The organism is Verruconatronum alginivorum, assembly GCF_056590205.1.
Map to the genome: position 1 here is coordinate 3,501,124 of NZ_JBWPVQ010000001.1, position 15,881 is coordinate 3,517,004.

The following is a 15,881-nucleotide window of genomic DNA, read 5'->3' on the forward strand; positions in this document are numbered from 1 at the left end:
ATATCCTCGACGAGTCACTCTCTTGAACCTTCCCTCCATATGAAAAAAACAACCCATCTCATTGTCGCGGGGGGGCTATCCCTCGCTTGTTCGGCCTTCTTCGCCATCTCGGCGCACGGGCAAACTTCGGCCCACTGGGTCGGCTCCGGGGGAAATTATCACACCGGATCGAATTGGAACACCTCGTCCGTGCCGACCGCCGATGGAACCGCGACGTTCGATGGCAACGCGGCCGCCTCCAGTTATACGATCGGTTGGGGAGGTGTCGACTCGACGGTCGGAAACGCTCGGTTTCTTTCCTCGGGCGGAACCATCACGCTCAATATCGGCAATGGAATCGGCTGGACGGTTGCTGATACCTTGCAAGTCGGCAATGGCGCCGGAGCCAACCCGACGGTTCTCCTGAACACCGGAACTCTGACCACGGGAACGTTGAACGTTCATTCCGGCGCGACTTTCAGCATGAACCTCGCTGGGACCGGCGGTACTACCGCCACCCTTAACACCCTCGACGGATCGAATATCGCGACCAGCCGACTCGACATCGCTGGATTCGAGCGCGGCTTCACCTGGAACATTCTTGGCGGAAGCAACACCGGGTCGACCCAGGTTCGGGTGGCGGCTTCCACCGGTTCTAACGCAACGGTCAATGTCGACGGTGCCTCCACCACCTGGAATACCGGTAGCGGCCAGTTCGACCTCGGATTCAATGGAAAGGGAACGTTGAATATTGCCGGAGGCGCGGTGGTGGATTCGACCTCCGCCCATCTATCCGTGAGTGGCACCGGATCGGGGGCAAGTTCCGCGTCCATCGCCGACCCGGGATCCGAGTGGAATCTCACCGGCACCTTGCGGGTGGGGCAGGTCATGGGGCAGAACTCCCTTTCAATTTCAAACGGCGGTCACGTTTCCGCCGCGGACGCCCGGCTCGGCGAAGGGGTGAATTCGGCCAACAACTCCGTCACGGTCACCGGCGTCGATTCCGCCTGGGCCTTGAGTGGAGGTCTCGTGGTCGGCGGGGGAGCCGGGGGCAACCAAGTCACACTCTTCGACGGAGGTTCGCTCATCACGGGTAGCGCGGTCGGCAGTATTGGCCGCGATGCCGCCAGCGGCTACAACTCGGTGGTGGTGAGCGGAGGATCTTGGCAGATGAACGGTGAAGTCGCCGTCGGAAACCGCGGCAGCAACAATTCCTTGACCGTGACCAACGGCGGCGGCGTTGCCTCTGCCTCCACAGTCGTGATCGGAAGCTGGGAGGGGTCAAACAACAACCAGGCGACGGTCTCCGGTGTAGGGTCGGCTTGGGCCGTGGGCGGCACCTTGACAGTCGGGCGAGAAGGTTCGTCCAACTCGCTTTTGATCGAAGAGGGGGGGCTCTTGACGGCCGGAAACCTCATGTTGAGCGGCACTGCTTTCGCGGCGACCAATCATGCCGAAGTTTCGCATAACGGCCAGTTGAATGTCATTGGAAACTTGACCGTTGGAGGGGCCGGATCGGCTGCGTTCACCTTGGCATCGGGCGGACAAGTCAATGCCGGGAACTTGCAGGTCGTCGGAGCGGGCAACAGCTTTGCCTTCGCGGGCGGAACCTTGGCAACTCAAGGCGCCACCATTTCCAATGGCCAGGCCTTCGTCGTCGGCGACGGCACCCAGAGCGCCACCTGGCGTTTGGGAGGCGACCATACCCTCGACGACGGGTTGCTCATCTCCGAAAACGCCGCGCTTCGTGGGAATGGCACCATCGCCGGGAATGTTGCGGTCTCCGGAATGCTTTCGCCCGGAAACTCGATCGGCGCTCTTTCGATCGGTGGCGATCTGACCTTGGGGTCTGGCTCCATCACGTTCATGGAGTTGACCTCGCCGGGTGAATTCGACGAGATTCATGTTTCAGGGAATCTCATTTTCGGGGGAGAACTGACCGTGAGTTTGTTGGGGGGTTACACCCCGGTTTTGGGAGACACCTTCCGTCTGTTTGAAGCCGGGAGCAGCACCGGAAGTTTCGGTGCCTACAATCTTCCCGCCTTGGCGAACGGCCTGTCGTGGAACACCGACGACCTCTATTCAATCGGGGATCTCACCGTCATTCCCGAGCCGCAGACCACCGCCCTTCTTTTCGGGATGGCGGTAGTTGCCTTCCTTGGAGTGAAGCGGCGTAGGGCGGGAAAGTAGCGACGCGGGAGCTTCGTCTTTCAGGCGAAGACCCGATCGACGGCGGCTCAAGCGTCACTGTTCATGCGGGTGGGAGGCGATCAGGTTTTCGCGCGAAGCGCTTTAGAGTGCGGTGCGTCCCCGCACCGCTTTCGGAACGGCCGGCGATGGCCGCGCGCCCGGCAGCCATTCGGCAACCGGAGGTCTTCTGCACGCTCGAAAGCTCAGCGAGGACGCGGAGCACTCCAAAGAGGCTCCGCCTCGGAAACCAAGTTTCAGTCCATGTTATTCTCCGGGTGCAGCGCGGGTTTTGGCTCCTATGGCCCCTCGCCACCACTGAAAAACCAGTTGCCGCCGGGCGTTTGATTTGCGGTAAAGAAAGGGATGAAAAAGCTGCTTTTTGGGATTCTGCTGGCCTTTCTTTCGGTCGGGGCGCCGGCGTGGGTGGTGGTGTCGATGATTCAATCGTTCGACCGGGAGGCCGTTGTCTTCAAAGCGCCCGGCGAGATCGTGGTCAATGTCGACGAGCCGGGGCGGTATTATCTTTGGAACGAGCATCGGACGATCTTCGAGGGCCGGTCGTATTCCGTGAGCAAGGAACTGCCCTCCGGAATGACCTTTGCCCTGGAAAAAGTCGAAACCGGCGAGTCGTTGGCGTTCGACGGAAATTTTTCGATGTCGGTGTCGACCGGACAAAAGGAAATGAACTCGGTGGGGTATTTCGAGATTAAGACTCCCGGACAATACCGGTTGTCGATTGACGGTTTGGATCAGCCGCGTGTTTTTTCGTTCGGCGAATCGGTATTCGGGGAAATTTTTTCGTTCCTCGGACGATTCGCCGCCGCGATGTTGGTGGCAATGTTCGCCTTCGTGGCTGGTGTGGCGTTGATCGTTCTCGGAATCCTTGACCTAGCCCGGCAGGAACGCAGGGGCCCTCCCGAAGTCCGGTTTCCTGAGAGTTGATCCTCCTGTTCAGCCGGTTTACGTTCAACGGTTTACCAGTTGAAGGTTGTGGTTTTTCGACGTTCTCCGTTGGAATGGCGGGATGAAATCCCCTTGCACGATCTTTCTGTCTCTGGCGCTGCTTCTTTTCGCGGGTTGCAACGAAGAGCGGGCTGGCGTGACGTCGGTTGCCGCGACGACCACCGATGCTTCCTATTTCGACGAGCGGACCTGGACTAATCAGGATGGTCAAACCATTGTGGCGAAGGTAGTCGGGGTCGAGGGCGAAGTGGTCGTTTTTTCCCGGGCCGGACAGACTTACCGGTATCCAATCGCCAGCCTGACCGCAGCCGATCAACAGATCGTCCGCACCTTGGAAAGCGCCGGAGTGGGAAACAGTCCCGTGGGAGCGCAGCTCAATGGACGGCTTCTGCGGGCCAGCGCGGAAGGGTTGCGTCCGGTGCCGGTCACCGATCTTACTGGAAAACGCTTGTTCGCGTTCTACTATTCCGCCAGTTGGTGCGGTCCGTGCCGCGAGTTCACTCCGGAACTGGTGCGATTTTACAACGAGGTGAGCCGGTGGCACCCGGAGTTTGAGTTGATCTTGATCAGTGCCGATCGCGACGCTGCCCAGATGGAGCGTTATATGCGGGATTACCGAATCGGTTTTCCGGTGGTGAGCTTCGAGCAGCGGGCGGGCCTCGATATCGCCGCCAATAATCAGGCGGGCGGGATTCCTCATTTGGTTCTGCTTGATGGGTCGGGCAAGACAATCTCCCGCAGTTGGGGAAGCGACAACAAAGCTCCTCCCCATGTATTGGCCGATATCCGACGTCAGCTCGGCAGGTGGTAGGCGGCCCCCGCGGGCGCGCAATGATGCTCCCGGCGATCGCGGCGGATTTTGATCGCGACGCAGGTGGCGACGAAGAGGATGTCGAGTCCGACGACCAAGGCGATCCAATGGGTTCCTCCGCCTCCGAAGCCGTAGCTGTGAAGTCCGGCCCCGAGGACGAAGTTCACTCCGTACCAGGTCATCAGAATGCCGTGGAAACAAAGGCAGGCGCCGACGGCGATCCCGAAATGGCCCCACCATCCGGCGAACTTGCCGTGGTTGGCGAAAATGTAGAGGAGGAGCGCGATCAACGACCAGGTTTCCTTCGGGTCCCAGCCCCAGAAGCGGCCCCAGGAGTAATAGGCCCAGATTCCTCCGAGAAGGGTGCCGGCCGCGAGGAAAATGATTCCGAGATACAGGACCCGGTCGAGCATGTAATGGACTTCTGACCGCTCGTTGACGCTGCCCGGTTTCAACAGGTAGCGGGCGAGGATGTAATGCCCCATCGCCGCCGCCAGGGCGAAGGCCGCGTAGCCGATCATGATCGTCACCACATGGGTCACCAACCAGAAGTTGTCCCGGAGGACCGGGGGCAACGGATTGATGGTCGGATCGAGCACCGTCGGCAACATGTCCGCGAGGATCAACGCCAACACCGCCATCGGAGCCGCGCAAAGGGCGTAGAGCCGCGACCGGTAGATCGCCTCGAAAATCAGGGCGAAGATCGCCAGCGAAAGCGCCGTCCAGACCACCGTTTCATACATGTTGGTCACCGGCGCTCGCTCGGCGATCCAGGAGCGGAGGACGAATCCATAGACGTTCAGCATGAAACCGATCGAAAAGAGCGTCATGCCGATTTTGTAGGTCTTCCGCGGGAGCAGGAAAAAGAAGCCGAGCAGGTAGAAAATCCACGCGAGCCGGAAGGGATGCGTCTGGTTGTAATGGACCTCCCGGGCGATCGCCGCCGTCGTTGGATAATGGTCGGGCGCGAGGCTCCGCAGAAGCTCGGCCAAGGCGACCGAGGCGGCGTCGAATTCCGTTTGGTCGCCGCTCCGGTAGGCCCCGGAGAACCGGCTCAGTGCGGCGCCCACTTCGGCGGCGGTCGCCAACGGATAATATTGTTTCGCCTCGTGCGGCATTCCCCAACGTTCCCCGGCAGATTCGGGATGGGGGAGGATGCGCATCGCCTGGCCGGTGCGGATCGCATTGAAAAGATTGATACGGCCCAGAATGACTTCCGCCTCGCGTTCGAGCGGAGTCAACGCCTGCTTGCGTGACCGCTTCTCCTCCACCACGGAGAAGTAGCGGGCGACCGCGGGATTCGCCATCAATTCGTCGAACGAGAAGTGGCGGGCCCGGGGGAGTCCGAGTTCCTCGCGGATTTCCGGATCGGAGACGAGGATCACCGGGGCGGAGCGCCAGCCGTTTTCACCGAGCCAGATGCCAAGGATCGCTTCGGTGGCCCCGATCCGTTGGCCGGACACCGGGTGGGCGACGGTGCGGCGACCGTGGATCGATTGAAGCGATTCGGCGGCAAAGGTGTCGAGCGGTTTGGCCCGTCCGGCCGATTGGATGGCGAGCCGGGCGGCTTCCCCGGCCTCGGTCACCGGTGCGGCGGACGCCCGTTCGGGCAGAAGAAGGGCGGTGGCGAGCAGAGCGAAAATCCAGATTTTCATGACGGTAAGAGCAAGAGATCCGGGGCCGTGCCCGGGGAACAACATGGAATGAAACTTGGATTTGAGGCGAAGCCTCTTTGGAGTGCTCCGCGTCCCCGCGGAGCTTTCGAGCGCATGGAAGAACTCCGCCCGTCGAACGGCTGCCGGGCGTGCGACTGTCGCCGACCATTCCGAAAGCGGTGCGGGGACGCACCGCACTCCAAAGCGCTTCGCGCGAAAACCGGATCGCCCTCCGGCCCGCATAAACAGTGAAGTTTCATAGAGGAAGGTGGAGAAGGATCATCGGGTGACCAATGCCCGGCGCTGGATGCGGCGTCGCGGTTGGGGAGCTTCGGCGGGGCCGTCGGCTTTGGACGAAGGGATCTCCGTCGTCGGCGGACCGGACCGGTTGCGTTGGAAACGTGGATACGGTTTCAGATAGAAAACGGTGACCAATCCGACGCAGAACAGAAGGGAGCCGATCCACTTCAAGGACCAACCTGGATCACGGATGATCTGGAGGGTGGTTTGGTCGAGGTTGTTGGCGTCCCAGGACGATTGGGCGAACTTGTAGGAAGTGCCGAGGAGACTGGAGGCGAGCGATTCCGGGAAGGTGGTCGGCTTGTTCATCGAGATCGACCGCCGGAGGGTGTCGCCCGATTCGTCGGTGAAGAGGAGGTGGCTGCTGAAGCTGGCGGGGGAGTCGGTGCCGGGATTGAACTCGACCTCGAACCGGTCGAGGGCGACCGAGAAATCGATCGGATACATCCGGAAGCCGAAGGCGGCGTGCAGCGCTTCGCCGCCGAGCGGGACGAACGCCATCGATCCCATCCGGAGCCAGCGTTCCACCGATTCGCCGTCCTTCTCGAAACGGACCCGGAGCCCCGAGGCGCCGGTCCGGCGGAGGCCCGGTTCGCCGAGCGGGCGAAGCTCTTCGCGGGCGACCGCGTTCTCCAGCACTTCGTCGACGCGGAGAGTCCAGTTGACCCCGGGAGGAGAAACCACCGACCCGGCCGCGAGCGGTTGGGCGGGGGAGGTCGGATCGGCGAGGTTGACCCAGACCAGGGAGTCGCCGCCGTCGTGGCGGAGGGTGAATTCGCGGGGAGCGCCGGAGGCGGGTGCGGAGCCGTTGGACGAAGCCGCGTCGGTCGGGCAACATCCGTCGCCGTGGCCGTCGGGAGCCTCCACGTGGGAAAGGGAACCGTTGGCGGAAGCGAAACGGATCAGGTCGGAGCCGACCGGCAGGCGGTTCGGTTGGCCGTGTCCTTGAAGCAGCCATTTTTCGATCGGGTGCGGGAACTCGGGCCCGGTCAAGGTGAGGCGCACCGCCGGAGCTCCTTCGCGGGCGGTGGGGCGGACCACGTCGCGGATGCCGAGTTCGTCGGCGATCTCCAGGACGGAAATCCGCAGATCGCCGGAGCGGTAGCGGAACGGGCGGTCGGGCGTCGGTCTCCGAAGATCGAGGCGGAGGCGGAACGATTCGGTGCCGTTGCCGGGACGTTGCACTTGGAGGAGGGGGTCGTTCACCACCAGGAAGTCGTGCGGCTTCTCTCCGGCGACCAAGGTAACGTGTCCCTCGACTCCCCAGATCCGGCCGATCACTCCGCCGATCAGGATCAGGACGATCGCTCCGTGGGTGATGATGAAACCGGTTTGGTGGGCTTTCCACGGATAGCGGACGACCACCGCGCCGATCAGGTTGACGCAGAGGAGGAAAAGCCAGCCATAGAACCACGGGGAGTCGTAAACGTAGGCCCGTGCGACCGAGGCGTCGAACCGGGATTCGATCAAGGTCCCGGCGATCGAGCCGACGATCACCGCGAGGAGCAACAGCATCGCGAGCTTGATCGACCCGCAAAACCGGAGAATGGAGCGGAGGGCGCGCGAGGTGGTTCTCATGGTGATCAGGTTTTCCAGGTTGTCAGCGAATCAGTTCGTCGGCGGCTTCGCAGAGGATTTCGTAATAGTCGTCGCGGGAGATTCCGAGGGCGGCGGCCCCGAAGGTTTCGGCGTCCTCGGCGGAGGCGAACGGACCGTAGTTGACCACCACCAGATGGTAGAGGACCATCGCCGGCACCCGGTGCGGCTCCACCGCGAAGAATGGATGAACATAGATGACAAAGCCTTCTTCCGGGTGTTCGCCCTTTTGCGTCGCATGGGCGAATTCCCCTTCGATCAGGTCGTCGGCGTCGAAAACGATTTCGCACGGATAACGGACCAGAGTTCGATCCTCAAGCAGGAGCATCAATTTGGTCCAAGTGATCTCGGGACCATACACTTCGTGGATTGTCATTCCCTTATCGGCGACATGGTTCGAGAGGGATTGGCGGGCGTCTTCGGCGGTGAGTTGTTGGGACATCGTCATGGCACTAACGAGTTGGCAATTGCGTGAATGGTAGCGGGGTTGGCTCCGCCGCCCCGTCTTCTGTTTCGTTTGAAGCGTCGGGGCCGGTAACCCTGCGGTCGGGCGGCAGAGCCAACCCGACTACGGTGTTTAGTTTTCGAAGACCAAAAATATTTGGATGGCACACGTGGATTTCAGCTGTTGAGGGTGGCGGCGTGCGCGGGCGGTGGCTCCGGTTTCGCCGGTTCGAGGGAGGGAGCCGGACGGTTGCGCGGCTCGTTATCCTTGTTGATGGTTCCTTGCAGGATCGGGATGCTCATCCGAAGGAAAATGGTGAACGCCATCAGGCCGAAGGCCCAAATCCCGAAAGAGACGATCGCCTCGTTCCAGGTCGGACCGTATTCCACCACCTCGCCGATGGCGGTCGGAATGAAGCCCGGGACCACCAGGCCCATTCCTTTTTCAATCCAGATTCCAACTACGGTGGCGACGCAGGCGAAGTTCAGGTAGCGGAGGCTCCGGCTGACCGGCAACATGAAGATCGCCAAGGCGACGATGTTGAGCGCGATCGCGGTCCAGATCCAGGGAACCAGCGCGTTGGCCCCGTCCAAACCGAAGTAGAGATACTTCGCGGACATTCCCCGGGCGGTGTCGGAGTAGAACTTGGTGAAGACTTCGTTCATCAACAGGAAGACGTTGATGATCATCGCCACCTGGACGATCGACCGGAGGGTCAGGAGGGCTTCGTTCGTCACCTTGTAGGTCGAAACGTAGCGGATGACCTGCAAGGCGAGAATGATCAACGCCGGCCCCGCCGCGAAGGCGGAGGCAATGAACCGGGGACCGATGATCGCCTGGTTCCAGAACTCCTTGCCTCCGAGTCCGACGAAGAGGAAGGCGGTGACGGTGTGGATCGAGATCGCCCAAACGATGGCGATGAAGACGAACGGAATGTAGAACCACTTGTGCGGTTTGTCGTTGTTATATCTTGAATACAGAAGATAGCCGACGATGTGGACGTTCAGCAGGAGGTAACCGTTGAGCACCACCACGTCCCAGGCCAGCATCGAAACCGGGAAGTTGAGTTTACCGAGTCCCGGAACCAGATGAAGGGCGCGGTCCGGTCGGCCGAGGTCGACGGTGACGAACGCCAGGCACATCAGGATCGCGGCCACCGCGAGTAATTCCCCGAAGATCACCAGGTCGTGGAGATGCCGGTTTTTGTAGATGTAAACCGGAATCACCAGCATCACCGCCGCCGCCGCGACCCCGACGAGGAAGGTGAAGTTGGCGATATAGACGCCCCATGAAACCTGTTGGGTCATCCCGGTCAAGCTGAGGCCGTCGACCAGTTGTTGGGCGTAGGCGTTGAGCCCGAGCAGGAAGACGATCGTCAGGCCGCCCATCCAGGCGTAGTAACGCCAGTCGCCGACGAAGGCGATCCGGATGCAGCGCTGGAGGAAGTAGAGATAGTTGCGTGCGGCGTCCATTTATTTCTCCATGTAGTAGAAGAACCGGGGAAGGGTTCCTTGTTCTTCCTTCAAAACGAAAACCCGTTTCTCCCGCAGGATGTGGGAAACTTCGCTGTTCGGGTCGAGGATGTTGCCGAACTTTCGGGCGCCGGTCGGGCAGACCTCGAGGCAGGCCGGGTATTTGCCGGCTCGCGTCCGCTGGATGCAAAGATGGCATTTCTCCATCACCCCGACGTCGCGGGGACGGTTACCGAGGTAGGACATGTTCGGATTGAGCTGCTCCTTCGGTATCCGCGGCTTCTTGAAGTTGAAACGCCGGGCGAAGTAGGGACAAGCGGCCTGGCAGTAGCGGCAACCGATGCACCAGTCGTAATCGATCACCGTGATGCCGTCGGACTCCTGCCAGGTGGCGTTGACCGGACAGACCTTGACGCACGACGGATTGGCGCACTGGTGGCATTGGATCGGCAGGTAAAAATGACCTTCCTCCGGGACGGATTCCGGCTCGTAATTGTGGTCTCCTTTGTTGAGATCCATCGTGCCGTTCGGCATCTTCAAAACCCGGATGTATTCAAGATCCGGATCGCCAGATTGGTTGTTCTCGACGACGCAGGCGTTGACGCAGCGGCGGCAACCGATGCAACGGCTGATGTTGAGCGCGTAAACGAATTCGACGCCGTCCATCGGACGGTAATCCCGGACGTGCGGGCGGATGCCGTATTGACGTTCCACCTCTCCCTCGATCCGGCGGAGCACCCGGTCCATGTCCTCGGGCGACATCTCCTTGTAATGCTTCTGGAAAAACTTCTCGATCGAAGTCGCTCCGGTCAATTCGCGGAGCGGGGCGAGGCCGGCGGCGATGGCGGCGACCCCGGCGAGGGCGGTCGCCCCGGCCGAGACGCGCAGGAAGCTGCGGCGATCCATGTTGCCGGGTTCTTTGCCCGGTTGGGAGTTGTCGGACATGCGGTCAATCATTGTCGTTCTCCGGGTTGAGAAGGATGCGGTTTTTGAGTGAGTGCGGCGCCGGGGCCGGTTGGAGATGCGGGAAACCCGGGTCGTGCGGATCGTGGCATTCGGTGCAATCGAGACGATGGTTTTCGCCGCGCGAGAGATCCCAATAGCCGCTGGTCCGGCCGTGGATGTTGTTTTCCCAATCGCGGTAGGTGGAGCCGTGGCAACTGGCGCACAGGAGGTTGCTTTCCTCGAAACTGAAAGTCTGGTAGGGAGTCCGCAGCCGATCCATCTGGTCGGGATCGTGGCAATTGAAGCAATGGTTGTTGTCTTCGGAATGGCCGTGGCGGAAGGTGATGTAGTCGTGTTCCTGGAGGATGATCCGGCCGAGTTCGTCGAGTTGGAGTTCGACCCGTTCGCCGCCGCGGTGGCAGGCGTTGCAGGAGAAGTCGGAGGTGTCCTCGTCGGCGGCGAGGAGGGCCGCGTAATTCATCCGGACCGGCGATGTATCCACAAATTGGCGATCGACCATCACGATCTGCGGCGCCGGACGGTCCGGGGCGAACGTGCCGGTGATGAAGGCCGCCGCCAGCCCGAGGAAGGCCAACGTGAGGCATGTGAGGACCAGGGTGATTTTTGTCTGCTGACTCATCGCTTGCGGATTGATTAACCGGAAATTGAAAGGGGTGGCCCGAAGGCCCGGGGCAGGGCGGCCTGGCCCGGACCGGGGGAGAGGAGGCATCGCCCCCGTCCCCGCGGCCCGCGCCGGTCGCGTGGTTGGTTATTGTTTGGAGTTCGCCTTCAGCGCCGCCTCGCTGGTATCGCGGGGGTGCTTCGGGTCGAATTCGCGCATGTATTCGATCATCGCTTTGATCTGTTCGTCGGTCAGGTCGTTGCCGAACGGCTTCTTCAATTCGGCGCCGGTTTCGCTCAGTTTGCCTTCCTTGACCGATTCGAACGCCTGTTCGTCCGAGACCGTTTCATGGAACTTGGCGTCGGTCATGTCGGGAGCTCCGGCGCGGATGCCGGCGCGGGTTTGCCCCTTGCCGTCGCGGCCGTGACAGGCGGCGCAGTCTTGCCGCCAGAGCGCTTCGGCGTCGATCTTGGAGATCGGACTGATGCCCGATTCGCCCGAGACCGGTTTGTCGGAGCCGGTGGCCACCGCAATCCCGCCGACGGCCAGAGCGCCGAGGAGAAGGGTGGTTCCGATTGTTTTTCTTATGGTCATGTTTCGTGTTTCCTTGGTTGGTTTTCGGTTATTCCGTTACCCGGATGACCCCTTCCATGTAAGGATGGGGGACGCAGAAGTATTTGTAGGTGCCCGGCGTATTCAGCGTGGTGCTCCAGCGCTCGGCGTGACCGAGCATCGGGGACCAGAAGTCTTCCGGTCCTTCGAAGGTGCGGACATCATGCAGCCCGGAGAATTCACCCGACAGGAAGGTGAAAACCTCCTCGTTGGTCCATTCGATGGTCGTGCCGACCGGAACTTCCACCACGGCCGGGTAGAAGGAGTTGCCGATGATGCTGATCCGCATCTTGTCCTGGCCGGGGAGGAGACGGACCGGATTGTCGAGCTGCTCCTGGGTCGGACGGAAGGGGGAGATGGTGCGGACCGCGGTTTCGAGGCGGCGCTCCATTTCCTCTTCGGAGTAGGAAGGTCCGTCGGCCATGATGGTCGGGGACCGCTCGTTGTCGGCGGAGGCGTTGAGGATGCCGATCGCCCCGCGGGTGGTGGAACCGAAGGCGTGGGTGACGATCAGATAATTGCCTTCGTCGGGTGGTACCCGGAAATCAACTACCCATGAATCGCTCGGACCGGCGAGGACGGTTTGTCCGCCGACCAGAAGGTTCTCCGGATCGGGCATTCCTTGCCAGTAAGCGAAGTCCCAGACGATGCCGACCAAGTGGAAGGTGGAGATGATGTTGGGACCGGCGTTCAGGAAATAGATCCGGACGAAATCGCCGGGCTTGGCCCGGATCGGATCGGCGACGTAGCGGAAGAGTTCGCCGTTGAACATCACATAGTCGGCCTTGCCTTCGACGGCCCGTTTGCCGGTCGAGTAGAGTTCGTGTTGGACGAGGAAGATTTCGAGGTCGGGACCGCGGCCCATCACTTCGTCCATTTTGAACTGCTTGCTCTTCGGCTTGACGACCATCATGCCGTATTGACCGAGGAGGGTGTGCATCGGGATGGCATGGCCGCCCGGAGCGCAGTGATACATGTAGACGCCGGGGTGGTTGACCCGGAAGATGTGGCTCTTGCTTTCGCCGCCGTCGATTTGTCCCAGGTATTTGGAGGTCTGGGTATAGACGGCATGAAGTGAAACCCCGTGGGGGATTTCACCCTTGTTGACGACGGTCAATTCGACGATGTCGCCTTCCTCCATGATCAAGGTCGGCCCCGGGATGGTGCCGTTCACGGTGAAGCCGTCGTAGATGACGCCGTTGCCGATCGAGACCGGACCTTCTTCCATGGTGATGGTGAAGCGCCGGTTCGGGACGGTTCCCGCCGGGACGTAGCTGGTTTCGTAGATGCCGAGGTTGCGGTCGCGCTCGATGATGTCGATGAACGGATGGTCGGCCGGGACGTCGAAGGCATGGCCTCCGGTTGCGCGTGGCGCTGCGGCTGCTTCGGTCCCTTCGGCCGCTTGGGGTGCCCGTGGTGGAGTGGCCCGGCGCGGGCTGGCTTGGGCGAGAGTCATTTCGGGCGTGACTTCGCGGCCGGAAAGCATCGCGAGATTGGTCCGGAGTTCGGCGGAGGCAGGATCGTCGGCCCGGTTGATCAAGTTCCACATTTCCTCCGAATGTTTCGACGGTTGTTCACCGTTCAGGAGCCTGTCGGTCAGCATCAAGCTGCAACCTTGGCAGGCGTCGCTTTGTGAAACGCCGAACCCAAGTGCGCCTACGGTCGCAAGGAGAAGGGCGCGCCGGGGAAGCGTGCGGATATAGTTTTTAATAGTCATCGGTCTGGCTGGTTTTGGTTTTGATGCTCACCGAGACGACGGCGAGAAGTCGGGAATCAATTTACCGGGGCCGGGACCGGGTCGCCTTGACGCAGGTCAATTTCCTCTTCCGGTTCCTACGGATTTCGGCTGAAGCGGGAAGAGGGGCGCGATTTGTATCCATGTTTATAATATCTATTAGCCAGTGTTTTCGGGAACCTCCCGGACTGGACGTCGGCGGCAAAATCGCTCTTCTTGACCTACGTCAATGAAGAACCGCCCGGGCGCCGGTATCTTCGGCACACTCAATCATCATGAAAACGAGATCATACATCAGAAACTTGATTTGCATCGCCGCCGTGGCTCTTGTGTCCGCTTGCGGAGGCGAGTCCAATACCGCGGTCACAGGCGGAACTTCGCAGCCGGCCGCGGCGGGTGAAATTCGCATCACCGGAAACGACCGGATGCAATTCGACCGGACGGAGTTCACGGTCAAGGCCGGAAGCGAGGTCGTCTTGACCTTCCACAACATCGGCCGGATGCCGAAGGAAACGATGGGACACAACCTCGTGGTCCTCGACAAGAGCGTCGACGCGCTCGCCTTTGCCAACGCCTCGATGCAACACGCCCAGACCGCGTATGTGGCCCCCGATTTCAAGGACCGGGTGATCGCCGCGACCAAGATCCTCGGACCGGGTGAGAAGGAAACTTTGACCTTTACCGCTCCTTCCGAGCCGGGCAACTATCCGTTTGTTTGTTCCTTCCCCGGCCACACTCCCGCCGGAATGCGGGGGATCATGAAAGTCGAATAACGAACCAGAGGGCATCTGAGAGGAACGGGAAACACACCCCACCGCTCTGGCGAGCGGTCCCCCCCTCTCAAGAGGGGAATTTTATGATAGATCCCCTCGTGCCGGGGGACCATGCGCAAGCATGGTGGGGTGTGTTTGCCTGGAGTTTATTCAACCGACAGTCGAAACGACACATCGCTTATGAAAATCAAGAAACTAAATTTTTGGCCCGCGCTCCCCGTGCTCATTCTTTTGGCTGCCACCGCCACCTCCCGTTTGTTGGCGGCCGCCGAAAATCCTCCCGAAGAAGACGGTCCCGACTTCGTTCCCTGTTGCGAGATGTGCGTGGAGTTGATGGGCGAGGGATCGCCCTGAAGAGGCGTGAGTTTGCGTTGTGACGAAAGCGTTTCCGGTTTGCCGGGAGCGCTTTTCGCCGTCAGAAGCACGTCTCGGCCCTTGCGTTTTTACCCTCCTTTCCCTTTTCTTGTCCGCCAAACCGTTAACCGTGGCAACACCGACCCAATGAAACTGAAACCCGCATCCGCTCTTTTTCTCGCACTTGCTCTTCCGGCCGCTTCCGCGGTCGCTTCCGCCGAACCGGCGGCCGCCAACTCGTCCCGGCCGATCTGGGAAGAGATTTTTCTCGAAGGAAAATTTTCCTTCGACCTCCGGCTCCGCTACGAGTTCGCCAACCAATCCGGACTCGACGAATCCCATGCGTTGACCGCCCGAACCCGTCTCGGATACGGCACCAATATCGCGTTACCAATTTCCGGATACATCGAACTCGAAGACATCCGCGCCCTCGATGGTGACGCCTACAATCAAGCCGGTTTAAATAATCAGCCCGGCAAAACGGTGATCGCCGATCCCGAAACCACCGAGCTCAATCAAGCCTTTCTGCGGCTGCGGCATGGGTCGTTCGATTCCCGGGTGGGACGTCAACGGATCATTTTGGACAACCACCGGTTCATCGGCAACGTCGGCTGGCGGCAAAACGAACAGACCTTCGACGCCGTTTACGCCACCTATCAGCCGGCGACCGCCACGGCCCTCACCGCCGGTTACATCGAGCGGGTAAACCGGGTGTTCGGCCGGGAGCATCCGCAAGGACGTTGGGACTCCGAGTCTTATTTCGGCCATGTCCGCGCTCCTCTCCCGGGGAACGAGGGGGCGATGGGAGCGTATGTCTATCTTCTCCGCCTCGACGATGCTCCCGCCGTTTCCGGCGATACCTTTGGGCTCTGGGTGCGGCCGGAATTGGCGGTCGCGGAGCACCCTCTCCGGCTCCACCTGGAGTTGGCCCGCCAGGTCGACAACCACGCGAATCCGGCGGCGGCCGATTTTTCGGTGACCTATTTCCGCGTTGAAGCACAAACCGACGTCGACCGTTTCGGTTTGACCGCCGGTTACGAACTCCTCGGCAGCGACCGTAATTTCGCCGTGCAAACGCCCTTGGCGACGCTTCACGCCTTCAACGGTTGGACCGATCAATTCCTTGTCACGCCGGCCGCCGGTTTGCAGGACATTTACGCCCACGTCTCGGCGAAGTTGCCCGCTTCGGTCAACGGCAGAGTCGGGTACCATTATTTCACTTCCCACCGCGAAAGCATCACCTACGGTCAGGAAGTGAACGCTCAACTCACCCGCCGTTTCGGCCAGCATTTGAGCGCGTTGGTCAAGGCCGCCTACTTCGATGGCCGCGAAGGCCGACCGGACGTCACCAAAGCCTGGGTACAGACGGAAATTACGTTCTGAGCGGATCCGATCCCGGGTTTCGACCAAGCGACGGGAGCACCCCGCG

At 60.9% G+C, this 15,881-nt stretch carries 14 protein-coding genes; 6 read left to right on the forward strand and 8 right to left on the reverse strand.

All coding sequences use genetic code 11. The annotated features are described in order from the left end of the window. Window positions 1-39 precede the first annotated feature (39 nt). From ACWUI2_RS12515 to ACWUI2_RS12525, 3 genes are all read left to right on the forward strand, one after another. Entirely contained in the window at window positions 40-2,169 is a 2,130-nt protein-coding gene (locus ACWUI2_RS12515) for a beta strand repeat-containing protein (RefSeq protein WP_486983186.1), read from the forward strand. Window positions 2,170-2,532: 363 nt separating this feature from the next. Then, window positions 2,533-3,111 (forward strand): hypothetical protein, encoded by a 579-nt coding sequence (locus tag ACWUI2_RS12520; protein ID WP_486983187.1) that lies wholly within the window; start codon window positions 2,533-2,535, stop codon window positions 3,109-3,111. An 82-nt stretch (window positions 3,112-3,193) separates the two neighbouring features. Next, on the forward strand, window positions 3,194-3,943 hold the full coding sequence (locus ACWUI2_RS12525) for a thioredoxin-like domain-containing protein (protein WP_486983188.1): 750 nt from the start codon (window positions 3,194-3,196) through the stop codon (window positions 3,941-3,943). Here ACWUI2_RS12525 and ACWUI2_RS12530 read toward each other — a convergent pair. The 8 genes from ACWUI2_RS12530 to ACWUI2_RS12565 all read right to left on the reverse strand — a co-directional run bounded on the left by ACWUI2_RS12530 (window position 3,925) and on the right by ACWUI2_RS12565 (window position 13,307). Next, window positions 3,925-5,598, reverse strand: coding sequence for a cytochrome c biogenesis protein (locus ACWUI2_RS12530; RefSeq protein WP_486983189.1), 1,674 nt, complete (start codon window positions 5,596-5,598; stop codon window positions 3,925-3,927). The two genes, ACWUI2_RS12525 and ACWUI2_RS12530, sit on opposite strands and share 19 nt — an antisense overlap. A 279-nt stretch (window positions 5,599-5,877) precedes the next feature. Continuing rightward, window positions 5,878-7,476 (reverse strand): cytochrome c biogenesis ResB family protein, encoded by a 1,599-nt coding sequence (locus tag ACWUI2_RS12535; RefSeq protein WP_486983190.1) that lies wholly within the window; start codon window positions 7,474-7,476, stop codon window positions 5,878-5,880. A gap of 22 nt (window positions 7,477-7,498) precedes the next feature. Next, window positions 7,499-7,942: a hypothetical protein gene (locus tag ACWUI2_RS12540; protein ID WP_486983191.1), complete on the reverse strand. Its 444-nt coding sequence runs from the start codon at window positions 7,940-7,942 to the stop codon at window positions 7,499-7,501. Between the two features lie 173 nt (window positions 7,943-8,115). Next, window positions 8,116-9,411 carry a sulfate reduction electron transfer complex DsrMKJOP subunit DsrP gene (dsrP, locus tag ACWUI2_RS12545; protein WP_486983192.1) on the reverse strand — a complete coding sequence of 432 codons (1,296 nt, stop codon included), beginning with the start codon at window positions 9,409-9,411 and terminating at the stop codon, window positions 8,116-8,118. Next, the gene (locus ACWUI2_RS12550; protein ID WP_486983193.1) at window positions 9,412-10,368 is read right to left on the reverse strand and encodes a 4Fe-4S dicluster domain-containing protein; all 957 of its coding nucleotides are present in this window, start codon (window positions 10,366-10,368) and stop codon (window positions 9,412-9,414) included. It abuts the gene before it with no gap. After that, entirely contained in the window at window positions 10,361-10,996 is a 636-nt protein-coding gene (locus tag ACWUI2_RS12555; RefSeq protein WP_486983194.1) for a hypothetical protein, read from the reverse strand. Before ACWUI2_RS12555 ends, ACWUI2_RS12550 begins: the two co-directional genes overlap by 8 nt. A 129-nt stretch (window positions 10,997-11,125) precedes the next feature. Further along, window positions 11,126-11,572: a c-type cytochrome gene (locus ACWUI2_RS12560; protein ID WP_486983195.1), complete on the reverse strand. Its 447-nt coding sequence runs from the start codon at window positions 11,570-11,572 to the stop codon at window positions 11,126-11,128. Window positions 11,573-11,600: 28 nt separating this feature from the next. After that, complete coding sequence (locus ACWUI2_RS12565; RefSeq protein WP_486983196.1) at window positions 11,601-13,307, reverse strand: multicopper oxidase domain-containing protein; 1,707 nt, start codon at window positions 13,305-13,307, stop codon at window positions 11,601-11,603. Between the two features lie 293 nt (window positions 13,308-13,600). On the opposite strand from ACWUI2_RS12565, the gene ACWUI2_RS12570 reads away from it, so the two are divergent. From ACWUI2_RS12570 to ACWUI2_RS12580, 3 genes are all read left to right on the forward strand, one after another. Further along, the gene (locus tag ACWUI2_RS12570) at window positions 13,601-14,098 is read left to right on the forward strand and encodes a plastocyanin/azurin family copper-binding protein (RefSeq protein WP_486983197.1); all 498 of its coding nucleotides are present in this window, start codon (window positions 13,601-13,603) and stop codon (window positions 14,096-14,098) included. A gap of 180 nt (window positions 14,099-14,278) precedes the next feature. Beyond that, on the forward strand, window positions 14,279-14,452 hold the full coding sequence (locus ACWUI2_RS12575; protein WP_486983198.1) for a hypothetical protein: 174 nt from the start codon (window positions 14,279-14,281) through the stop codon (window positions 14,450-14,452). A 147-nt stretch (window positions 14,453-14,599) separates the two neighbouring features. Beyond that, window positions 14,600-15,835, forward strand: coding sequence for an alginate export family protein (locus tag ACWUI2_RS12580; protein WP_486983199.1), 1,236 nt, complete (start codon window positions 14,600-14,602; stop codon window positions 15,833-15,835). The last annotated feature ends 46 nt before the right edge of the window (window positions 15,836-15,881 follow it).